The following is a 22,041-nucleotide window of genomic DNA, read 5'->3' as shown; positions in this document are numbered from 1 at the left end:
TTTGTATCCTTTATTTTCCTAAGCAAAAATTACCAAACATTTCATCTAAAATTTCTTCTCTTTTGAAATCTTTGGTAAATTTTGCAAGTTCTTCTATGGCTACATTAAGCTCAAAAGCAAAAAGCTCCAAAACTCTCTCATCTAAAAGCGTTTTTGCCCTTTGTATGGCTTCACTAGCCTTTTTACAAGAGTGGATAAAATCAAGTGAGCTTACCAAAAAACCCTCGCTATCTAGGCTATTTAAATAAGTCTCTAAAGTCTTTTTTAAAAGAGTAATGTCCTCTTTTGCACTAATTTTTAAAAAATCAATCCCCTGAGGCTCTTTAAATTTAAACTCCAAATCACATTTATTTAAAAGATAAAAAATTTTCTTATCACAATTTTTCAAAAGCTTCAAAATCTCTTCATCTTCTTCATTAAATTCTTTGGAAGAATCGAAAACCGCAAGGATAATGTCAGCCTCATTCAAACTTTTTTTACTTAATTCTATGCCTATTTTTTCGATTTCCTCTTCACTTTTCCTAATGCCAGCAGTATCGATAATTCTAACTAAATGAGTGCCTATTTTAAAGCTTTCTTCTATAAAATCCCTTGTTGTTCCCGCCAAAGGCGAAACTATGGCTCTTTCATAAGCCAAAAGAGCGTTTAAAAGTGAAGATTTACCCGCATTTGGCTTTCCTACAATGGCGATTTTAAAGCCCTCTAAAAGGGCTTTTTTGCTTTGAGAAAGAGTATAAATTTCTTCCAAAATTCTCGCATTTTCCTCACACATCGTGTTAATTTGTGCCATTAAATCACTTGGTAAATCATCGTCTGCATAATCGATACTCGTCTCAACAAAAGCCAAGCTTTTAACCAAATCAAGCCGAATTTTTTCTATGAGTTCTGCCAAACTTCCTTGCATATTTCTAGCGATGATTTTAGCAGCTCTTGCGGATTTTGCATTGATTAAATCCTGTATGTTTAAAGCCTTTAACGCACTCATTTTACCATTTAAACAGGCTCTTTTGCTAAATTCCCCAGCTTTAGCTAATTTGACGCCATTTTTTAGCAATTCTTCTAGCAAAATTTCACTCACGCTAAAACCGCCGTGAATTTGAAATTCCACCACATCTTCACCCGTAAAACTAAAAGGCGCCTTAAAATAGAGCATAATCGCCTCATCGATAAACTCATTTTCGCCATTAAAAAGCTTGACAAAATACGCATAACGCGGACTTAACTCTTTTTTACGAGATAATTTTAAACCAAGCTCTAAAGCCCTATCTCCGCTCACTCTCACAATAGAAATAGAGCCTGTGCCGTAAGCTGTTGCAATAGCAGCTATGGTTTCATTCATCTTTTTTCACAAAATCATTAACCACAACAAAACGCTGTTCGCCATTTTGTTTAATGCCTACATATTTGTTAGGAAACATCACTCTCAATTCTTCCAAAGCAATTTTAATTAAAACCCCATCAAGTGGCTTCGTTTGCCCTCTTCCACTTTGTTTAATTTTTTCCGCTACACCTTGTAAATAAAACTGCATTCCTTGAATTTGCTTTTCTAAAAACTGCGCAATTTCAAGACGCACCAAAAGATTATATTTTAGATTAATCCAATTATGCAAAAGATAAGAAATCGCCTTATAGCGGTGCGCCTCTTTGCCTATCATTAAAGCAGCATCCTCACCATCTAAACGGATAAAAATGCAATTTTCATCATACATTTTAATTTCACTCACAGAAATTTTAAAACAAGAAGCTTTTAAAAGCCTTTCTAACTGAATTTTTATCTCATCTAAAATATCTTGACTATCGCGATTTGTATCAACCTCTTTATGAAAACTATCAAAAATCGCATCACTTTTTACGACATATTTTTCTTTCTTAATCGGTTCGGCTTTCATCTCGCTTTTAAGAGCATTTTCCTCGCTTATTTTTTTGCTAGACTTAAGCTCACTTTGCCTATTTTCAAATTCCATTTTTTCAAATTTATCGGTTTTAGGCTTTTCTTCGGTTTTAAAATACGACTTATTTTCTTTCTTAAAAGCTTTTTTCTTATATCTTTTCGCCTCAACCTCTATAATAGCACTCTTACGCCCAAAACCCAAAAAGCCGTTTTTATGATGTTGCAAAATGGTATATTCTAAATCCACAACAGAGCATTCAAGCTTAATTGAAGCTTCAGTTAAAGCACTTTGCAAATCTTTAGCTTCTACCCTCATTTTGCTTTCTCACTTTCTCTTTTGTGGTGTTCTTTTTCAAACATTTTATTAATTATCCATTGTTGGATTAAAGAACAAACATTATTGACAAACCAATAAAGCGTAAGTCCCGCAGGGAAAGTGATAAAAAATATCGTAAATATCACAGGTAAAAATTTCATAATCTTAGCTTGCAATGGGTCTTGTATCGTCATAGGGGTGATGAGTTGCTGTAAAAACATCGTTGCACCCATTAAAATCGGCAAAATAAAATAAGGGTCCATCGCCGATAAATCGTGTATCCAAAATGCCCAAGGCGCGTCTTTTAATTCAATCGCATTAAACAAAACGCGGTAAATCGCAAAGAAAATAGGAATTTGTAAAAGTATAGGCAAACACCCGCTCATAGGATTCGCACCGTGCTTTTTATAAAGCTCCATCATATGTATATTCATCTTTTGAGGGTCGCCCTTGTAACGCTCCTTAATATCCTTCATCTTAGGTGCCAAATCTTTAAGCTTATTCATAGAAATCATAGACTTATAAGTAAGAGGGAATAAAATCACCCGCACTATCAAAGTCAAAACCACAATAGCCCACCCCCAATTTCCAATGTGCTTAAATAAAAAATCAAGTCCTTGATACATAGGTTTAGCGACGAAAGTAAACCAGCCAAATTCTACGACATTTTCAAGTCTCTCATCGATAGCCCTTAAAGCTTCGTGTTCCTTAGCCCCTATATAACCACCCGCTTTAAATTCCTTATCTGCATAGGCAAATACAATAGGATTATCCTTAGCATCTTTTGAAATTGTGATATTTAAAGGCTTGTCAAAATTGTAAAAAAAGTTTGCATAATACCTATCAAAAGCCGAAGCGATAAAAGCCTTATCTATACGCTCCTCCATATCCATGTCCCCATCTTCAAAGGTATGGATAGTATCCTCAGTATCCAAAACTAAAGCTCCGTGCACCGTATAAGAATCAACGGCTATACTAGGTCTAAAACCGGGAGTAATAAAAAATGGAGTATTTTGACTTAATTTAACTTCGACCTCATAATGCCCTTCTGGATGGAAAGTAATAATTTTTTCCACTTTTAAATTTGATAAATTTTGTGTTAAAACAAGTTTTTTACTCTCATTTGTATCAAGGATAAGCTCGTTTGTGTTGGCATTATAATTTGTCTTAAAAGCCTCTTCGTTGATAGTATTATTTGAAAAACGCAGTTCTAAAGGGCGAGGATTTTGCTCTTTGCTAATGAGATTGATAGGGGTTTTATCCTCATTTTGATACTTTTTATCCTTAAGATAAAAACTAAAAACGCGTCCAAGAGAATCAATTTCCGCTTTAAAGTGCTTACTTTCTACACTTGCTAAAACTCCACTCTTTAAACTACTTATTTCTACATTTGTTTGTGTAGGATTGAGCGAATTTGTTTTAAGCTCTGGTGCAGCATTAGCACTTAAATTTTGAGCTGTTGTTATATTATTTTGCGTAGTATTTTGTTCGCTTAAATTTGGCTTTGGTAAGAAAAAATAATCATAAGCTACAAAAAAGATAAAAGAAAGCACAACCGCCAACAAAATGCGTTTTTGCTGAAAAATATTATTGTTATTTGAGTGATTCACTTAATTTCCTTTAAAAATGATTTTTACAAGATAAAAGCCTTTATCCTCACAAGGTATGTATAAAAAATTTAGTTTTTTTTGTGCCAAAAATTTGGGTTTGAAGCATAAAGTGCCACCTTTAAAAACCTTAAAAACTCTAGGATAGTCAAAACCACCTCGAAAAAGAGGATTGCACCTTAAAATTCTAAAAGAAGTTAAAAAAAAGGCAAAAAAAGCATTATTTTTTTCAAACTGCCAAAAAGCATACTCCGAGCAACTTGGATAATACCTACAAACAGGGGGTTTTAGGGGACTTAAAAACCTTTGATAAAAGCGTAAGGAAGTCAAAAATGCTATCTTAAACATTGTATTTTTTTTAAACCCCATTTGAGACTTTTTTCTAATTTTAAAAAGGAAAACTCTTCAAAATCCGTTTTCGCCACAAGCACATACTTACCGCTCTCAAGCTCATTTTCAACCCTTGCAAATAAAGCTCTTAAAACACGCTTGGCTCGATTTCTCACTACCGCTTTCCCAACTTTCTTACTTGCAACAACAGCCCTTTTTCTCTCACTTGCTGGAAGATAAAAAAGGATAAGTCCATCGCAAAACCACTTTTTGCCAGACTTATAAACTGCTGTAAATTCCGCAGTATTTTCAAATTTAGAAAATTTCACACAGCAAGTCTTTTTCTTCCCTTAGCGCGTCTTGCGTTGATTACTTTGCGTCCGTTTTTTGTTTTCATACGCACACGAAAGCCGTGAGTGCGTTTTTTAGGAGTTTTATGTGGTTGATAAGTTCTTTTCATCACTTTTCCTTCAAGAAATAAATTTTGAGCGTGAATTATAATCTAAATTTACTTATAAAATCTTTTAATTAAGAGTAATTTTTAAGTTCTTTTGCTAAATTTAGCCTTTTCAAAATTCCAAAAAAGAGGTTAAAAATGCACCATTTCACAATCAAAGCTCTTAAAAAAGAAGATTTGAGCGAACTTTTAACTATGCTGAAAGAATTTGCAGAGTATGAAAAAAAACTAGACTATCTTAAGTGTGATGAGTTGAAACTTTCAAATTTATTCTTAGAAAATGAACACGCAAAAGCTTTTATTTTAAGAGAAGATGAAAAAATTATAGGCTACTTGATATTTTTTTACACCATCTCTTCTTTCTTGGGCGAAAGAGGAATTTATATAGAAGACATTTATATAAGAGAAAAATTTCGTAAAAAAGGTTACGGAAGCAAAGTTTTTAAATTCATTGGAGAACTTTCTCAAAAAGAAAAAATTCCTATGCTTTCTTGGGTTTGCCTTAATGACAATCTACCGGGCATATCCTTTTATGAAAAGCTTGGCGCAACACATCTAAAAAGCATACGCACCTACCGCTTAGATGGACAAAATTTAACTAAACTTAACGATTTATGATACGCTCTTTGCATTATCTTAAGGCTATGGGCTATCATTTCAGCCCTCAAAATATCTCCAAAATAAACACCATAGACGACTTTAAAACTCTAAGAAACAAAGTTAGCGTTTGCACACTTTGTAATTTTTCCAAAACGCGTAGAAAAATCCTAATGGAAGAAAGGCTAAAGTCTTGCAAACTCTTTATTTTAGATACTCACGCATCAAAAAATGAAAATGAAAATGGAATTTTACTGCAATCAAAAAAGGGAGAATTTTTAGTCAATTCCATAGAAAAAATTCTCAATTTAAGCAGAGATGAATTTTATTTTTCTTATATTTTCAAATGTTTTAGTGCAAATAAAAATGATGACTTTGCTTTGCATTCTTGTTTGCCTTTTTTGCTAAATGAAATCAAACTCATCAAGCCAAAAATTCTTCTTTGTTTGGGAGAATACGCCTTAAAATCTTTGGGTTTTAAGGATTTTAAAACCCTTAGAGGTGAGCTTTTTGCTTATGAAAATTTTTTCATTTTGGCAAGTTTTGATGGAGAATTTTTAGAGAGAAACCCTAGTTTCAAAGAGGAATTTTTCAAAGATTTAAAGAAGATAAAAGGACTTTTATGAAAAAAATATTTTTATGCCTCGCTTTACTTTTTAGTCTAGCGCAAGCGAAAAAACAAGAGCTTTTAGACTTTACTCCCCCTGAGGAAAGTTATGTAAATTTAGAAAATAAAACCTGTAACGAAACTTGTTTGTTAAAACTTTTAGAAGAAAAAATGTATCTTAGTTTTTTAAGCGAATTCGTAGAAAATAAAAACCAAGTCTTATCCAACATTTACGCTAAGCTTTTAAATTCCATTACGGATTTTGAAAAAAATCTTCAAAAAGTTGATGACAAGAACGCTATTTCCGTAAAACTCGCTCTTATCATACCTGAAAAAACCATCAAAAATTATTCTAACATCATCATCAACTCAAGCATAGCCTATCTTTTAAAACAAAGGGCGGAAATTAAGGTCGAAGTTTTTTTAATCGGCACAGAAGAAGCGCAGAAAATAGAAGAAGCACTGCATAAAATCAGCTCACAAGGCTATAAATTCGCTATCGCGGGCTTTACCAACAAAGGCGTAAAAGCTTTGGAAAATTATCAAGGCGATGTGAAAATTTTTATCCCAACCGCACATAAAAATAACTCTCAAGTTAATAACGAAAATATTTATTTTGGCAGTATAGATTATGACGCACAAATTCAAAAACTACTTGAAAAATCTAACGGCTTAAACGCTATCTTAAGCGATAGCGGTGCGCTTTCAAACGAGCTAAATGCCAAAATAAAAGCTCAAGATTCTAATGCTATAATTTATAAAATAGCCGATGAAAAAGTTGATTTTGCGAGGACTTTAAGGGGGTTGAGAGGTGCTTCCATTTTCTTTAACACATCTCTTATCAAAACCGCTCTTTTAAGCTCTCAAATTCGTGCGCATAATATCCGCGCTCACACCCTACTTTCCACGCAACTTAATTATAATCCAGCCTTTTTAAGCCTCACTCAAGAAGGCGATAGGCAAAAATTTATCATTGCAAATTCTATCGATAAAAATGATGAGGATTTGAGCTATCTTAATGAAATGTTTGCGCAAAATTTAGATTATAACTGGGTTGCGTATGCGACTAGCGTTGGGCTTGATTATTTTTATACAAGTTTTTTAAACACAAAAAGTGAAAGAATTTTTGAAGAAAATTTAGAAAATTCACAATTTATCTACAACATCCGCCTAATGCAAGGCAAAGCGGGAAATTTTGAAGAATTAGAATAATTCTTCAAAAAGCCCTTTAAGCTCTTCGCTAATCCTTGCTGGTTTTAAATCTTTCACAAAAGCAAGGGTAAATTCTCCCCTAAATAAAAGTTCATTTTCTTTCAAAATTTCTTGCTCTATCACAAGTGAGGCCTTTTTGAAATTTAAAACCTTAGTTTTAACCTCCACCATATCCCCAAGTTTGGCAGGTTTTAAAAAAGCACAATTTGCACGAGTGAGTAAAAAATGCCCTTTTTTCGCGTCAAAAATCTCCGCATTTTTTCTAAAAAAAAGCTCACTTCTAGCCCTTTCACAAAATTTCAAATAATTGCTATGATACACTACTCCACCAGCATCCGTATCCTCATAATAAACCCTTATTTTCACACTAATTCCTTTTTGCATAAAGTTAAATATTTTTTAGGATTTTTCTCGCACATCAATGCCTCCCGCATACACACCCCAGCCACATTAATACCCTTAAAAGAAGCGATATTTTCAGCATTTATCCCACCTATGGCATAAAGCGGAATTCGACTAAATTGCAAAACATTTTTTAAAAATTCAATCCCACGAGGTCCTAAATTTGTCTTGCAAGAAGTGTTAAAAATATGCCCCACAAAAGCGTGATTTGCCTTATAATTTATCGCTTCTAAAAGCTCCTCCTTGCTATGGATAGAAGTGCCTAAAATGTGAAAATACTTTGATAAATTAGGCTCTTTTCTAAGTAGGGCAATGGGGGCTTGAAAATATTTGTGTCCAAGCTTTAAAGCCTGTTTTTCATAATAATGCAAAAAACAAATCGTTTTATATCTTGCACAAATGTTTAAAACCTCCTTGGCCAAATCATAATACTCATACTCACTTAAATCCTTCTCCCTAAGCACAAAAGCATCGATACCCGCTTTTGCTAATTTTTCAACTTGTATCAAAAAATCATCTTGCACCAAGGTCCTATCGCTTATAGCGATAATTTTTTTATCCCACATAAATGCTATCGCTCATCACGGGCTGAAGTTTTAATTCTTTAAGCTTAAGCATAATCATCTCCACACTTCTACCATCCGAAATTTCAAACTGCTCATCGCCTTTTTTTGCGCCAGAATGTTCACCTATACCCACACTCACACCCGCACTCATTTTACTCACACCAAGCTTAACAGCCTCATCTCTAAAACCTTTTCTTTCGCGACTTGAAAGGCTAATGTGAGCAAAAGGCAAAAAAAGTCTATAAGCACACAAAACCTGCAAAAGTCTTTTCTCGCTCACATCTTTTGGGCTGATTTTAGCATTGTTAATGATAGGTCTTAAACGCGGGATAGAAAGAGAAAATTCTGCGTGAGGGTATTTTTGCTGTAAAAAATAAGCGTGAAGCGCACAAGCTAAAGCGTCTTTTCTAAAATCATCAATCCCAAGTAAAGCACCAAAAGCTACCCCCCTCATACCAGCCATTAAGGCTCTTTCTTGCCCGAAAAATCGGTATTTAAAAACGCTTTTTTCTCCAGCTAAATGAATTTTAGAATATTTAAGTTCATTATAGGTTTCTTGAAAAATCGTTACATAATCACATCCGCTCTTATGCAAAATGGCATATTCATCAACATTCATAGGGTAAATTTCAACCCCCACAACCTTAAAATATTCCCTTGCCATTTCACACGCCTTAGCGATGTATTCCACACTTGCAAATTCTCTTCCCTCACCCGTTAGCATTAAAATCTCTTGCAAACCACTCTTAGCTATCGCTTGCATTTCGGCACGAATTTCATCTTCACTCAACTTCGCCCTTGCAATTTTATTTCCCTTTTGAAAACCACAATAAACGCATTTTGAATTACAAAAATTTGATAGATAAAGGGGGGTAAATAAAGCGATATTATTGCCAAAATATTTTAATTTTATCTTCGAAGCCTTATATGCCAAATCCTCTATAAATTCCTCCGCAGCCGTGCTTAAAAGTGCTTTTAAATGCTCTATACTAAGATGAGAAGAATTTAAAGCCTCTTTCACATCACTTGCTTTATATTTCGTCGCATCATAAGAGTGTAATTCCTGTGAAATTTTATCTAAAATATCGCTTTGAATCATTTGCATATGGGGAAGATAATCCATAAAATTCCTTTTGATTTTTAAGGATTTTAACAAAGAAGAGTTAGTAGAATTTAAATAAGAGAATTTGCCCCCTAAAAAGAGGGCAAAAAGCTAAAATGGGGAGGCTTACATCATACCGCCCATTCCTCCCATACCGCCCATCGCACCCATATCAGGCATTGCAGGTTTATCTTCTTTAATCTCACTGATAGTTGCTTCAGTCGTTAAAAGCATAGAGGCTACCGAAACAGCGTTAAGCAAGGCAATTCTTTCAACTTTTACAGGGTCGATAATCCCAGCTTTAAACATATCGACATACTCACCCTTAGCAGCGTCAAAACCTGCGTTTTCATCGCTTGAGCTTTCTACGCTATTAACAACCACACCAGCGTCAAAACCTGCGTTTTCTGCGATTTGTCTTAAAGGCGCTCTTAATGCTCTCTCAACGATAGCCGCACCTATAGCTTCATCACCCTCTAAATTAAGTTTGATTTTAGACTTAGCTTTGATAAGAGCAGCTCCACCACCTATGACAATGCCTTCTTCAACAGCTGCTTTAGTCGCACTTAAAGCATCATCAACGCGGTCTTTTTTCTCTTTCATTTCAGTTTCAGTCGCTGCACCTACTTTAATAAGAGCCACACCGCCACTTAATTTAGCAAGTCTTTCTTGAAGTTTTTCTCTATCATAATCACTTGTAGTTTCAGCAATTTGTGCTTTGATTTGATTAACCCTTGCGTCAATGTTTGCCTTATCTCCAGCACCATTAACGATAGTTGTGTTATCTTTATCGATAATCACGCTAGAAGCTTGTCCCAAATCTTCTATACTTGCACTTTCAAGTGTTCTTCCAAGCTCTTCTGCTATCACCTCGCCCCCTGTTAAAATAGCAATGTCTTCAAGCATAGCTTTTCTTCTATCGCCAAAACCAGGAGCCTTAACAGCACTAATATTTAAAACGCCTCTTAATTTATTAACAACTAAAGTTGCCAAAGCCTCACCTTCAATGTCTTCAGCGATGATTAAAAGTGGCTTTCCTGTTTTTTGAATTTGCTCTAAAATAGGCAATAAGTCTTTTAAATTTGTAATTTTCTTATCAAAAAGCAAAATGTAAGGATTAGAAAGCTCGACTATCATTTTATCAGCATTAGTGATAAAATAAGGGCTTAAATAACCTCTATCAAACTGCATACCCTCAACAACATTTAATTCATCATTAATAGATTTAGCCTCTTCCACAGTGATAACGCCATCTTTTCCAACTCTCTCCATAGCATCAGCGATTAAAGCACCGATTTTTTCATCAGAATTTGCTGAAATTGTCGCAACTTGAGCAATTTCTTTTTTATCTTTAACTTCTCTTGAAAGTTTTTTAAGCTCATCAACAATCGCTTCACAAGCCTTATCCATACCTCTTTTAACCTCGATAGGATTTGCTCCAGCTGTGATATTTCTTAAGCCCTCTTTAAAAATAGCGTGAGCTAAAACGGTCGCAGTAGTCGTTCCATCGCCTGCTTGGTCGGCTGTTTTACTTGCTACTTCACGCACCAAAGAAGCACCCATATTTTCAAGACTATCTTTAAGCTCGACTTCCTTAGCCACACTCACGCCGTCTTTTGTGATGCTTGGCGCACCAAAACTTTTTTGAATTAGTACATTCCTACCTCTTGGTCCCATAGTAACTTTTACTGCGTCATTTAGTTTTTTAACGCCCTCATAAAGCTTGTTTCTTGCTTCATCTGAAAAAATAATTTCTTTTGCCATTTTTTACTCCTTATTTTAAAATTCCCAAAACATCATCTAAATTCAAAACCAAATATTCGCCATTATCTAGCTTAATCTCTGTGCCACCATACTTGGCAAATATGATTTTATCACCACTTGTTACATCACTGACTTCTTTACTCACTGCTACAACTTCACCCATCAAAGGTTTTTCTTTAGCATTATCTGGTATAATAATACCTGAAGCCGTAGTTTTAGTTTCTTCAACTCGTTTAACTAGAACGCGTTTTCCTAAAGGTTGAAAGTTCATTTTGTCCATCCTTAAAAATTGAATTTTAGCACTCTTTAATTTTGAGTGATGAAATCATACTAAAAAAAATGAATTTTGTCAATACTTTAAGTAAAAATATTTATAAAACTTTAGTTAAATTGACTAAAGTTAATTTATAAAATAAACTAAAGGATAAGAAATGAAAAAAATTCTTTACGCACTTTTAGCCTTTGTATTGGTGCTTTTCATCGCCATTTATGGCTTGATTTTTAGTTCTTTCGGCAATAATCTTATCGCCAACATTGCCCAAAGTAAAGTTAAGGAACTTGCCGGACTTGATTTAAATATCTCTCGATTTGACTTAAGCCCCTCTTCCTTGAATTTGGAAGCTAGTTTAAATCAAATTGCCCAGCTTAAAGTTGAGGGAAATTTAAGTCTTTTGAGTCTTGGTTTTGAGCTTGACTATGCTCTTGCTTTAAATAAAAATCTCGCCAAAACACTCAATCTAAATCTAAAACAAAATTTAGAACTTAACGGCGATATAATAGGCTCTGTTGGAGACTTTAATGCGAGAGGTAAAGGGGAGATTTTTGGCTCAAATTTAGCCTTTGATACAAGAATTTATGATTTCTTTCCTATCAGTTTAAATTTAGACGCTAAAAATCTAAAGATAGAAGAACTTTTAAGCTTTTTAAATCAAGCTCCATATGCTAGTGGAGAATTAGATGCTCTAGCAAAAATCAATGCCAAAGATTTAAAACCTGAGGGTAATGCTATCATACAACTTAATATGAAATCTATCAACTATAAACAAATAGAAAAAGATTTTGACTTAAATTTACCACAAAACTCCAATTTAAAAACAGAAATCTTAGCCACCATTAAAGATAATAAAATTTACGCCACAAGCCAAACACAAAATGGTTATTTAGTCCTCACGAGCCAAAAAACGCTCTACGATATAGCATCTAACGCACTTAGCACGGATTTTAATCTTAAAATCGATGATTTAGCCAAGCTTGAAAGCCTCACAAAAACTAAACTTCAAGGCTCTTTAAATTTACGCGGTGATTTAACTTTTGCCAATAATGCCCTAAGTAGCCTTAATGCCAATCTTGACGGACTTGGAGGGGAATTTAGTGCCAAGCTTAAAGATAATGATTTATCCGTTCTTTTAAACTCTGTAAAACTTGAAAAAATTCTCGCTCTTGCAGGTTATGGTTCTTTAGCAAATGGAAATTTAAATGCGAATTTAAATAGCAAGGGTTTAGACTTTAAAAATTTCAATCTTAAAGCAAATGTCGATAATGGCAAAATCGACTCAAAAGAGCTTAAAAAACTCACAAATTTAGAATTTCCGCAGACAAATTTCAAGCTAAATGCTACAGCCAACGCTAAAAATGGCAAAATAGACTATAACGCCATTTTAGCTTCAACCCTGCTTAACATCAAAAAACTTAATGGAAATTATGACTTAAATAATGCCAAACTCGCACTTAACGCTGAAGCTTTCATCGAAGATTTGTCTCAATTTAACAGCATAGCAGGACAAAAATTACAAGGCGAGGCTACATTAAACACTAAAGCCCAGTTGGAGGGTTCAAATATCCAAAGCTTGGACGCAAATGTCAATTTAGCTGGAGGCACTATCAAGGCAAATTCGAACGGCAAAAATCTTAATTTAGATATCGACAAGCTTGATTTAGCTAAACTTTTCATCATCGCAGGACAGCCAAACTACGCAAGTGGAGTGCTTAATGCTAAAGGTGTGCTAACAAGTCTTGATTTAAAAAAGCTTAATGGCGACATTAATCTTAATGCCAAAGGCGTGCTAAATCACACCACGCTTTCCAAACTCTTAGAGGCAAAATTCCCAAGCAATGCCAACTACGACTTAAACGCTAAAGCGCACATTACAAATTCTCTTGTAAATTTTGACGCAAATTTACACTCAGCCCTTGCAAATATCCCGAGCTTAAAAGGAAATTTTGATTTAAATAATAATGCCTTAAATTCTACTTTTAAACTCAATTTAAGTGATTTTTCTAAGCTTGGTTTTTTACTTGATAGAAAATTAAGTGGAAAGGCGGATTTTGATGGCAAATTTAATTTTAATGCAAAAGGAATTGACGCTTTAATTACAAGTGAAAATTTATTTGAGGCTAAATTAAACGCCGCTCTTAAAAATAATCAACTTCAAGCTACGCTTAATCATCTCAACCTCTCATCTCTTGCTAAAGGTGTGGATATAATGGATATTTATCAAGGAAAAGCAAATGCTAGTGTAAATTATAATCTTTTAAGTGAAAAAGGCGACATTAAGCTTAATATGAGCGAAGGACGCTTAAAAGCAAACGCCATTACAAAAGCGTTACAAATTCTTACCCTAAGAGATGTAACAAAAGAAGTCTTTAACACCGCCACCGCCAATGCATACATTAACAAAGAGCATATAAATTTTAATCTTAATATGCAAGCACCAAATTCGCACATCATCATAGAAAAAGCGGCTTTAAATTCCAAAAGCGGAGCTTTAGATGTGCCTTTTGACGCAAAAATTGATAAGGCAAATTTTAAAGGCTCTATCACAGGCACAAGTGAAAATCCTAAAATCAAACTCAACGCAGGAAGCGTTATTAAATCTTTAGGCAATGTTTTAGGAAATGAAGCGACAAAACCAGCCAAAAAAGCGGGCGAGGGGCTTGATAAGCTTTTTAATAAAATTTTTTAAGAGGCATAAGATGTTTAATGGACTCATTCGAGAAATCGCTAAGGTAAAATCCTACCAAAACAACATCTTAAGTCTAAAGGCTAAATATCGCCCTAAAATTGGCGATAGCATAGCAGTTAATGGTGCGTGTTTAAGCGTGATAAGTCTGCAAAAAGACGGCTTTGAATTAGAGCTTTCTAAAGAAAGCAGAACACACCTAGCCTTAGAAAATTTGAAAGATAGGGTGCATATCGAACCTGCTTTGCGCTATAAAGATAGAATTGACGGGCATCTAATGCAGGGGCATATCGATGGACTTGGGGTGCTTGAAAAAATCGTCCCAAATGAAAATGGGCTTGATTTTTACCTTTCCTTACCCGCTCAACTTATGCCACTTATGGCAAATAAGGGCAGTATAGGCGTGGATGGAGTGAGCCTTACCATCAATGAAGTTTTTAGCTCACAAATTCGCCTTACCCTCATACCGCTAAGTCTTAAAGATACACTTTTTAAAGAATATAAAATAGGCAGACGCATTCATATAGAAAGCGATTTGCTCGCGCGTTATATTAGAGCGCAACTTCAAGGACAAAGGAGGCTTTCGTGGGAGGAAGTAGAAAGAATTTCTTATCTATATTAGACGATGAAAAGGTCAGCATTTTTTGTGCTTACGATAAAGATTATAACGGATTTAGAGCAGAAATTTGGCAAGAAAACCTATTTAAACATTTAGGCATTGAAAATGTCAAAAAATGCGTTTTTATGAACCAAATTCATTCAAATAAAGTTGAAATTTATGGTAGCAATTTTTGCAATTTTTCTTGCGATGGTTTGATAAGTAAGGAAAAAAATACCGCCCTTTGTGTTTTAAGTGCGGATTGTTTGCCTTTGATTTTATATCACAAAAATGGCCTCATAGGTGCTTTGCATTCTGGGCGTGAGGGTTGCTTTAATAATATTTTAAAGGAAGCCCTAGTGCAGTTTAAAACGCTTGATTTGACACTTAAAAATGAGGAATTTAGCCTTTTTATCCTGCCCTCCATTTGCCAGAAAAATTATGAACTTGACGGAGAAATTTTAAGCTATGCTAAAACACATTTTACCCTCTTTTTAAAGGATAATAAGCTTGATTTAAAAGCTCTTGTCAAAAAACAAGCAAAAGATTTAGGGATAAAAGAAATTAAAGATGTGGGAATTTGTAGTTTTGAAGATGCAAATTTGTTTTCTTACCGCCGTGATAAAACTAAAAATCGCTTTGTAAGCGTTATTATTTTAAAGGATAATGACAATGTATGAAAAAAAAGATTTAATGGCACTTAACATCGCTCAAAAGGCAAGAGAATTTGGCGATGGTGATTTAATTAATGAAGCTTTAGTGTCTCAGCTCATCAACGCCCCACTTAACACGCCAAGTGCGGAAGAAAAAAAGGATTTAACACAATTTTTAAATACACTTATTTCAAGCAAAGAAGCTGCTCTTTTAAGCAAGTAACCCCCACTCAAGCTTAAAAGCACTACCCTCATTTTCTTTTGACTCGCAAGTGATTATAATGCCATTTTCCTCGCAAATCCTTTTCACTAAAGAAAGTCCTATGCCAAAGCCTCCTTGGTCGCTATTAAAACGCGTGTAACGCTCAAAAATGTGTGTTAAATGCTCCTTAGAAATTCCACAACCACTATCCTCAATGACAAGTGAGTTTTGCCTAAGCATAATTTTAATTTCTCCGCCTTTTTTATTGTATTTAATGGCATTACTTAAAAGATTATCGATAAGCTTAGAAATTTGACTTTTATTTGCATAAAAATAGGAATTTGAAGCTAAATCCAACTCCACGCTTATCTTTTTTTGCTCGAAAAATAATTTAAAATACTCCACCCTCTCTTTTATCAAAATCGTCAAATCAAATTTTTCCTTTTCATTTGAAAGCGTATGGGAAAAATTACAAAAAACCAAATCAGAATAAATTTGGTGTAAGGTTTTAGCCGCTAGTTTTATGCGTAGAAATTTCGCTCCTTGTTCTAAATTTTGCCTTTCAAGCTGCTCTATACTCATCAAAATCACACTTAAAGGTGTATTAATCTCATGCGTAGAATCTTTAATGAAACGATTGAGCGTTTCAATTTTCTCATCCATAGGCTTAAGAGAAATTTTAACCAAAATATAAGCGATTAGCCCCAAAACTCCAAAAGCAAACAAAGCAAAACTCAAAAGTTTAAACTTAATAAAAAGCAAATCCTTACTTATATCTTCGCCCTGTATGAGAATTTTAAGCCCCTCATTATTTTCTTCTCGCTCTCTGCCGTGCCTTAAATAATAATCATTTAAACTCATCGGCGCCATAAAAAATACTTTGCCCTCACTCACACCCCTACCCTTAAGCCTAACCTTTGCCTTAGTATAATTTAAGTCCAAATTATTAAAAAATACATTTTGCTTGTCAAAAATGGCAAATTTAACCCTCGCACTTGAAGCGATATTTTTAGCATTTTCCGCTAAAGGAACGAAGCGATTATTGACAATATTTGTGATGATGGTATGGCGAATTTCTCTTAAATTCTCTCCCTTGACAACAATCAAATCCTCATAAAGTTTCTCAAACCAAATGCTAAAAAATATCGTCAAAAACACGCCCGTAGTCGTAAGGTAAATGAGTAAAATTTGCCATACAACCTTTTTAGCCATAGCAATATCCTCTGCCGCGTTGATTGATGATTTTATCTTTGCCTAAAATTTTGCGTAAATTTTTTATATAAGCTCTAAGACTAAGTTCGCTTGGCTCCTCGTCATACTCCCAAAGTTTTTCAAAAATTTCCTCCGCACTTAAAAAATTATTTTTGTTTTGCAAAAGCAAAGCCAAAAGCTTCACTTCCTTACTTGGTAAAGCTAAAGGTTTGTCATTTTGATACAAAATTTGACTCTTCAGGCTAAATTTAAAACCCTCGCCCAAATCCTCATAATCTTCATTTTTATGAGAAAAAGAGCGTTTAAGCAAAGCCTCCACACGCAAAGAAAGCTCGGCTAATTCAAAAGGCTTTTTGATATAATCATCACATCCAGCATTAAAACCTTGTTTTAAATCCGCCGTAGTGTTTAAAGAAGTCATAAAAATACAGGGAGTTTGCTTATTTGCCTCCCTTAATTCTTTTAGCAAAGAAAAGCCATCTCCCAAAGGCACTTTTACATCCAAAATCCAAAGTTCATAATTTTTCTCATAGGCTAAATCAAGTGCGTCTTTGGCATTATCACAAAGCGTAATTTCATACCCCTCATCACTCAAATGCTCCTCTATAATCTCGCTCAAACTTAAATCATCTTCTAACAATAAAATCTTAACCGCCACAATTTTCCTTTCAAAAAACTTATTTTAACAAAATCTAATCATTTTAAATTCATTTTTATTTAAATAAATTTATAATCTAGCAAATTTATTTAAGGAGTTATTATGCTTCCAAAATGGGATGATAGCTTTAGTGTTCATAACGCCAAAATAGATAAGCAACACAAAAAGCTTTTTGAACTCGCAGCAAAAGTAGAAATGGTATCAGATAGAGCTGTAAGCAAAAATGATGTTAAGGATTTATTAGCAGAATTTTTCAACTATATGAAAGACCATTTTAACGATGAGGAAAAATATATGCATCTCATCAATTATCCAGACCTTGAAGCCCACCGCAAGATTCATAAAGAAATCATTCAAACAATGATAAATCTCATCAAAGATATCAAATCCACTAACGACCTTAAAGAAAAGCTTTATGTAATCGCTAAGAAATGGCTTTTAGAGCATATTCTTTATGAGGATATGAAGGTTGAAAAGTGGAGAAGTGCAGGTTTATCCGATGATAGTGGCGGTAGCGTAAGCTTTGAGTTAAGCGAAGATGATGAGGATAAAGAGCAATTTTATCTTTATATTTGCGATTGTCCGGGTAAGGTTCACGATGTGCCTTATGCTATCCACCAAAAAATAGAACTTCAAGGTAAAAAATTTATTTGCAAAAACTGCAAACAAGCAATTCGCTTCCATAAAACACAATCTTAAAAGAAAGGCTAAAGATGAAAACCGAAATGAAAAATTACTCTCTTAAACTTCCCTCTACACTTAAAAAAAGACTAGACGCTCTTAGCAAAAATCTCTCTAAGCCAAAATCTGCCATAGTGCGTGAAGCTATCGAGGCTTATTTAAATGAAATCGAAGACTTTTCTAGTGCTGTTAATGCCTTAGAGGAGCTAAAGGACGGAGACTATAAAAAAGCGAGTAAAGAGATAGATAAACTTGTCAAAAACCTCAAAGAATCAAACCAAGATGAAGAAGATGAAGAAATGGTTGATTTTGACTTCGCCGTGAAAGCTTTAGAGGAGCTAAAGGACGGAGACTATAAAAAAGCGAGTAAAGAGATAGATAAACTTGTCAAAAACCTCAAAAATACCAAATAAGCTACCAAAAAGGTAGCTTCATACACCCAAAAAGCGTAAAGGTATATAATGATAACTAAGGATAATCTTAAAGAAGTCTTAGAAATTTTAAATTTTAAGCCCGATTCTAAAGGGATTTGGAGCAAAAGCATAAATTCTTACACTATGCAAGTGGATTTCGCCAATCAAAAACTTATATATCCTAAAAATTTGCTTACAGAAAGTGAATCTGTTACAGGCTTTACCACCAAAGATGGCAAAGCAAGAAATGAAAATTTTGTCGTGTTTGAATGTGTGCATAGATTATTAGAGCAGGGCTACAAGCCAAATCCATTGAGCTAGAGCTAGAAGATGGAGCTTGGATGGTAGGTAAAGGGCGACAAAACGGATATTTTTGTCAAATATAGAGAGAATAAAACCCTACTTGCTCATAGAGTGTAAAACTGCAAAAAATAGTAAAAATAAAAACAAATTTGATAAAGAATACGCACAATGCAAATTGATGTCGGACAGCTTTTTAACCATTTTCAACAAGAAAAATCTACAAAATTCCTATGCCTTTACACCAGCGATTTAAAATTTGACACTTTGCATTATCAATATGCAAGAAACTATGGGGACGATAATTCCAATAAAGAAGTCTTTAAAATATGGAATGATACCTATGCAAAAAAGTTGAAAAAATCGGAATCTTTGAATATAAAATCCAATATCACTGAGCTTCTGTCGACAGAAAAATGAAATGTTCATTTTTGCAACCATTCCATTTCCCTCCAAACCTTAAACTTAAAATATAATTTTTACGCGACCAAATACTCAATATTTATCAGAAATTTTTAATGAAATTGCATAAGACTTTACATAAAGAGAGGCTTAAGTTCTTATAAATCAAAGCCGATAAAATCGTAATTTTTTATACAGCAACTTTATGTATTTACCACCAAAGCTCCATTAATTAAAGTTTCCCGCTACAAAGGATGCTATAAAGAGGTATGTTTCTTGTATTCAAAGTTAAACCTATGTTACTTTGCGATTAGGATGTCTTGAACTTTAAAAGACTGTTGCCATTTCATAAAAAACATTAATATTTCTAAAGTCTTCTTTTGTTTTAACCTTACAATGTCAACATATTTTTTAATCTACTTAAGTAATTTTAACCTCTTCTTTAAATTCATTACTTAATTTTCAAACTTTAATTTTAAAACAGTCAAATCATTATTCATTTTTTAACAATGGATTTTATCGCAAAAGACAATATGGCTTTAGAACTTTTAGACCAAACATTGCTCATTGTAAATATGTTTCAAGCTTAGTACCGAAAAAATCGAATACCATAAGTTCAACCAATCCCATTGAGCGCTTTTAGTAAGTCCAATATGATAATGTAGAAAGACGATAACAAGAATTATCTTTCAAAAGATTTTTGAGATTTTCCAGATGGTTTAGGTATTTACTTATACTGGAGAAAAAAGTTCAATCGAAAGATACTTTAGTACACGCTCACGCAGATCTTTCGCAATACATCAGCAAAACCTCGTTCGGAGAAAGATGAATGAGTAAAGAACTCCCCTCCCCCCCCAAAAAAAACTAAAGATAGATATGTCTTTCAATCAAAAAACTCATGCTTTTAGCGAAGAGCTTGTAAGCTTTCAGAAGCAAAAGTACTCAATATGGAATATGTTGTTAAAAGGTATTAAACCTCACTTAAATTATGGAGTTTTCGTGATGAAAATACCTTATGAAGAGTTTTTGTTTTATACAGGATACAAAAAACTTCCAACAATTAACAAAAGTTGTTCTTTTGAGGACGGAACCGCATCAAAGCACTTCAACTCCAAGCGTTAAAAATGTATGTAAAATACTAAGGAAAATCTAAGCGGTTTTCCCTTACTTTACCATAATGAAAGTTGCAAAACTAAGCAAATAAATCCTAAAAATGCTTAAAAAGGTTATGAAAATGAAGAAAAAGTGCTTAAAAGATATTCAAAGTAAATCAAGCAAGATTTACGAAACACTTTTAAAAGCTAGAGGAAGCGATTAAAAAAAGCTTAAATCACAAAGAAAGTCTGAATACATCAAAAACGATGTGAATACTAATGAACTTATTTTGGGTATTTTATCCATAATGATAAAAATGAGTTTGATATAGACACTTTTGTGAACAAAAATATTTTTCTAATTAAAAATTTCTTAAAGCTTGATGAGCTTAATATTATAAAGAAAAAGCTTACGAGATAAATTTTTTTATTGGGGGGGGGGGATTAAATCAATAGTGGAATATTGGACAAAAATATAAAGATTGGAATTGGCTTTGAAAGTATTATAACCCATGTTAAAAAAGATAGAACTTAATAAAAGGCACATGTTGAGAGATTGACAAAATATTTTATCTATCTAAAAACCTCCTATGTCTGCTGAAGAAAGCAAATGTTGTCGCAGAATGAGGAGGATTTGAACTTTCCCCAAAAGAAGAAATAGCAAGTGCAATGGGTGCAACTTTTGGAATACGAATAAAACTTACATGAGATGTAATATGGTAGTGCGTTTCATTTTTGAGGCGAATTGTAGAAAAAATAAAAATAGATTTTAATTTTTACTTATCATTATTTTAGCTACTTGGGTAGAAGTGTGTTAAATATGCATTAACAAACTTGAAAAAATAAAAGATAAATACATTGAATTGTGCTTCAAATACAAAGAGTATTTTGAGTTTTCGCAGAAATAAAGAAAGTAATAAGAAAGATAACTATTAAGTCCAAAATATCAATACAACACCAAAATAAGCAATGATAAAATTCAGATCGACAAATTACTCAAACAACCATATTTTAAGCAAATTAAACTCGGTGGCGAAAGACAAATCAAAGTCATAATTCGTTTGATAAAGTTTTAAAATCTTATAAATATTCTTACATTCTAATTGCCTTTAGGAGAACTTCCATAAAAGGAATAATTAATACCAATCTTTCCATTTTGTTTAATTGCGGATAAGAGATAGAGTTTTAATTTCATAGAATAAAAATATCAGGGCAAATACCTATTTTTCAGCAATGTCTTTCGTTTTTAAATCTTTCTTTACTCCACTTGCAAGAATATCTTTAACACTTCTTTTAAGTCTTTCCTTGAATATGAACATAAAATTACAAAAAGAAAAGGAAAAGATTGCAATTTGAAAGAAAATTACATTAATTTAATAAAAATTAAAAATAACTAAAGTGCAAACATATTATTACAACTTACACCAATATTCTTAAAAGCATTAATGAATACACCCTAACATTTCATTAAAATATGAGAATTTAATACCATAAGATTACTGAATATCAAAAATATAATTTATTATTATCAAAAAAGCAAAAAACTATTCTTAAACTACAAAAACTGCATTTAGGTTTTATAAAAAATTCTAGAGTTAAAAAATGAGATAAAATCTTGTTTTTAACTATAATTTTAGATAAATTTTAAGCTTAAAATTGCTACAATTTGCGTTTTAAAAAATTTAAAAGGACAAAAAATGGCAAGAATCTGTCAAATTACAGGAAAAGGACCTATGGTAGGTAATAATGTCAGCCACGCTAACAATAAAACCAAAAGACGCTTTTTACCTAATCTTCGCACAGTTCGCATTACTTTAGAAGATGGCACAACAAGAAAAGTAAGAATTGCTGCTTCGACTTTAAGAACACTTAAAAAACAAAATTCTAAATAATTTTGAGGATTTATTCCTCAAAATTATTTTCAAAATTTCCCATTTTTTCTTTACAAAAAAAATAAACAATTTTTAACAATTTAAACAAAAAGTATCTTTTTTATGTTACAATTTTCACTTTACTA

General features: G+C 33.2%; 24 protein-coding genes and 1 pseudogene. 12 read left to right on the top strand and 13 right to left on the bottom strand.

The window, feature by feature from the left end; translation table 11 throughout:
* Window positions 1-10: 10 nt before the first annotated feature.
* The 6 genes from mnmE to rpmH are packed head-to-tail and all read right to left on the bottom strand — an operon-like array spanning window position 11 to window position 4,604.
* On the bottom strand, window positions 11-1,339 hold the full coding sequence (gene mnmE / locus CHELV3228_RS04050) for a tRNA uridine-5-carboxymethylaminomethyl(34) synthesis GTPase MnmE (RefSeq protein ID WP_082199639.1): 1,329 nt from the start codon (window positions 1,337-1,339) through the stop codon (window positions 11-13).
* The gene (locus tag CHELV3228_RS04045; RefSeq protein WP_082199638.1) at window positions 1,332-2,207 is read right to left on the bottom strand and encodes a Jag N-terminal domain-containing protein; all 876 of its coding nucleotides are present in this window, start codon (window positions 2,205-2,207) and stop codon (window positions 1,332-1,334) included. The genes mnmE and CHELV3228_RS04045 overlap by 8 nt, the downstream gene beginning before the upstream one ends.
* Window positions 2,204-3,817 (bottom strand): membrane protein insertase YidC, encoded by a 1,614-nt coding sequence (yidC, locus tag CHELV3228_RS04040; RefSeq protein ID WP_082199637.1) that lies wholly within the window; start codon window positions 3,815-3,817, stop codon window positions 2,204-2,206. Before yidC ends, CHELV3228_RS04045 begins: the two co-directional genes overlap by 4 nt.
* A complete protein-coding gene (gene yidD / locus CHELV3228_RS04035) occupies window positions 3,818-4,162 on the bottom strand; it encodes a membrane protein insertion efficiency factor YidD (RefSeq protein ID WP_082200746.1) in 345 nt (114 codons plus the stop codon).
* Entirely contained in the window at window positions 4,150-4,473 is a 324-nt protein-coding gene (gene rnpA / locus CHELV3228_RS04030; RefSeq protein WP_082199636.1) for a ribonuclease P protein component, read from the bottom strand. Before rnpA ends, yidD begins: the two co-directional genes overlap by 13 nt.
* Window positions 4,470-4,604 carry a 50S ribosomal protein L34 gene (rpmH, locus tag CHELV3228_RS04025; RefSeq protein WP_004277342.1) on the bottom strand — a complete coding sequence of 45 codons (135 nt, stop codon included), beginning with the start codon at window positions 4,602-4,604 and terminating at the stop codon, window positions 4,470-4,472. Before rpmH ends, rnpA begins: the two co-directional genes overlap by 4 nt.
* Window positions 4,605-4,739: 135 nt before the next feature.
* On the opposite strand from rpmH, the gene CHELV3228_RS04020 reads away from it, so the two are divergent.
* From CHELV3228_RS04020 to CHELV3228_RS04010, 3 genes are read left to right on the top strand one after another with little or no spacing between them, the layout of a single operon-like run.
* A complete protein-coding gene (locus tag CHELV3228_RS04020; RefSeq protein WP_082199635.1) occupies window positions 4,740-5,219 on the top strand; it encodes a GNAT family N-acetyltransferase in 480 nt (159 codons plus the stop codon).
* Window positions 5,216-5,824: a uracil-DNA glycosylase family protein gene (locus CHELV3228_RS04015; RefSeq protein WP_082199634.1), complete on the top strand. Its 609-nt coding sequence runs from the start codon at window positions 5,216-5,218 to the stop codon at window positions 5,822-5,824. Before CHELV3228_RS04020 ends, CHELV3228_RS04015 begins: the two co-directional genes overlap by 4 nt.
* Entirely contained in the window at window positions 5,821-7,017 is a 1,197-nt protein-coding gene (locus CHELV3228_RS04010) for a hypothetical protein (protein ID WP_082199633.1), read from the top strand. The genes CHELV3228_RS04015 and CHELV3228_RS04010 overlap by 4 nt, the downstream gene beginning before the upstream one ends.
* On the opposite strand, the gene CHELV3228_RS04005 is transcribed toward CHELV3228_RS04010, so the two are convergent.
* The 5 genes from CHELV3228_RS04005 to groES form a co-directional block, all read right to left on the bottom strand.
* Window positions 7,009-7,383 (bottom strand): YbgC/FadM family acyl-CoA thioesterase, encoded by a 375-nt coding sequence (locus CHELV3228_RS04005; RefSeq protein WP_082199632.1) that lies wholly within the window; start codon window positions 7,381-7,383, stop codon window positions 7,009-7,011. The two genes, CHELV3228_RS04010 and CHELV3228_RS04005, sit on opposite strands and share 9 nt — an antisense overlap.
* Complete coding sequence (locus tag CHELV3228_RS04000; RefSeq protein WP_082199631.1) at window positions 7,380-7,985, bottom strand: thiamine phosphate synthase; 606 nt, start codon at window positions 7,983-7,985, stop codon at window positions 7,380-7,382. Before CHELV3228_RS04000 ends, CHELV3228_RS04005 begins: the two co-directional genes overlap by 4 nt.
* On the bottom strand, window positions 7,975-9,108 hold the full coding sequence (gene thiH / locus CHELV3228_RS03995; protein ID WP_082199630.1) for a 2-iminoacetate synthase ThiH: 1,134 nt from the start codon (window positions 9,106-9,108) through the stop codon (window positions 7,975-7,977). The genes CHELV3228_RS04000 and thiH overlap by 11 nt, the downstream gene beginning before the upstream one ends.
* 105 nt (window positions 9,109-9,213) lie before the next feature.
* Window positions 9,214-10,851 carry a chaperonin GroEL gene (groL, locus tag CHELV3228_RS03990; protein ID WP_082199629.1) on the bottom strand — a complete coding sequence of 546 codons (1,638 nt, stop codon included), beginning with the start codon at window positions 10,849-10,851 and terminating at the stop codon, window positions 9,214-9,216.
* Window positions 10,852-10,861: 10 nt separating this feature from the next.
* A complete protein-coding gene (groES, locus tag CHELV3228_RS03985) occupies window positions 10,862-11,122 on the bottom strand; it encodes a co-chaperone GroES (protein WP_082199628.1) in 261 nt (86 codons plus the stop codon).
* Window positions 11,123-11,282: 160 nt separating this feature from the next.
* On the opposite strand from groES, the gene CHELV3228_RS03980 reads away from it, so the two are divergent.
* The 4 genes from CHELV3228_RS03980 to CHELV3228_RS03965 are packed head-to-tail and all read left to right on the top strand — an operon-like array spanning window position 11,283 to window position 15,285.
* Window positions 11,283-13,814: a translocation/assembly module TamB domain-containing protein gene (locus CHELV3228_RS03980; protein ID WP_082199627.1), complete on the top strand. Its 2,532-nt coding sequence runs from the start codon at window positions 11,283-11,285 to the stop codon at window positions 13,812-13,814.
* A 10-nt stretch (window positions 13,815-13,824) separates the two neighbouring features.
* Complete coding sequence (ribE, locus tag CHELV3228_RS03975; protein WP_082200745.1) at window positions 13,825-14,433, top strand: riboflavin synthase; 609 nt, start codon at window positions 13,825-13,827, stop codon at window positions 14,431-14,433.
* On the top strand, window positions 14,397-15,089 hold the full coding sequence (locus tag CHELV3228_RS03970; protein WP_082199626.1) for a purine nucleoside phosphorylase YfiH/LACC1 family protein: 693 nt from the start codon (window positions 14,397-14,399) through the stop codon (window positions 15,087-15,089). Before ribE ends, CHELV3228_RS03970 begins: the two co-directional genes overlap by 37 nt.
* Window positions 15,082-15,285: a hypothetical protein gene (locus CHELV3228_RS03965; RefSeq protein WP_082199625.1), complete on the top strand. Its 204-nt coding sequence runs from the start codon at window positions 15,082-15,084 to the stop codon at window positions 15,283-15,285. Before CHELV3228_RS03970 ends, CHELV3228_RS03965 begins: the two co-directional genes overlap by 8 nt.
* Here the strand turns inward: CHELV3228_RS03965 and CHELV3228_RS03960 are convergent.
* Window positions 15,274-16,476 carry a sensor histidine kinase gene (locus CHELV3228_RS03960; protein WP_082199624.1) on the bottom strand — a complete coding sequence of 401 codons (1,203 nt, stop codon included), beginning with the start codon at window positions 16,474-16,476 and terminating at the stop codon, window positions 15,274-15,276. The genes CHELV3228_RS03965 and CHELV3228_RS03960 overlap by 12 nt on opposite strands.
* Window positions 16,469-17,134, bottom strand: a complete 666-nt coding sequence (dccR, locus tag CHELV3228_RS03955) for a two-component system response regulator DccR (protein ID WP_082199623.1) — start codon at window positions 17,132-17,134, stop codon at window positions 16,469-16,471. Before dccR ends, CHELV3228_RS03960 begins: the two co-directional genes overlap by 8 nt.
* Before the next feature lie 102 nt (window positions 17,135-17,236).
* On the opposite strand from dccR, the gene CHELV3228_RS03950 reads away from it, so the two are divergent.
* The 5 genes and pseudogenes from CHELV3228_RS03950 (at window position 17,237) to rpmB (ending at window position 21,916) form a co-directional block, all read left to right on the top strand.
* Window positions 17,237-17,833: a bacteriohemerythrin gene (locus CHELV3228_RS03950; protein ID WP_082199622.1), complete on the top strand. Its 597-nt coding sequence runs from the start codon at window positions 17,237-17,239 to the stop codon at window positions 17,831-17,833.
* Between the two features lie 14 nt (window positions 17,834-17,847).
* Window positions 17,848-18,090: pseudogene (locus tag CHELV3228_RS10560) on the top strand (ribbon-helix-helix protein, CopG family); the annotation flags it as partial.
* A 186-nt stretch (window positions 18,091-18,276) separates the two neighbouring features.
* Window positions 18,277-18,549, top strand: a complete 273-nt coding sequence (locus CHELV3228_RS03940) for a hypothetical protein (protein WP_082199620.1) — start codon at window positions 18,277-18,279, stop codon at window positions 18,547-18,549.
* 150 nt (window positions 18,550-18,699) lie between these two features.
* The gene (locus tag CHELV3228_RS03935) at window positions 18,700-18,948 is read left to right on the top strand and encodes a hypothetical protein (protein WP_082199619.1); all 249 of its coding nucleotides are present in this window, start codon (window positions 18,700-18,702) and stop codon (window positions 18,946-18,948) included.
* A gap of 2,773 nt (window positions 18,949-21,721) precedes the next feature.
* The gene (gene rpmB / locus CHELV3228_RS03925) at window positions 21,722-21,916 is read left to right on the top strand and encodes a 50S ribosomal protein L28 (protein ID WP_004277192.1); all 195 of its coding nucleotides are present in this window, start codon (window positions 21,722-21,724) and stop codon (window positions 21,914-21,916) included.
* Window positions 21,917-22,041 lie beyond the last annotated feature (125 nt).

The sequence above is a fragment of the Campylobacter helveticus genome (assembly GCF_002080395.1).
Classification (GTDB): Bacteria; Campylobacterota; Campylobacteria; order Campylobacterales; family Campylobacteraceae; genus Campylobacter_D; species Campylobacter_D helveticus.
The sequence above is the reverse complement of the archived record's forward strand: the minus strand, read 5'-3'. Positions and strand labels throughout refer to the sequence as shown.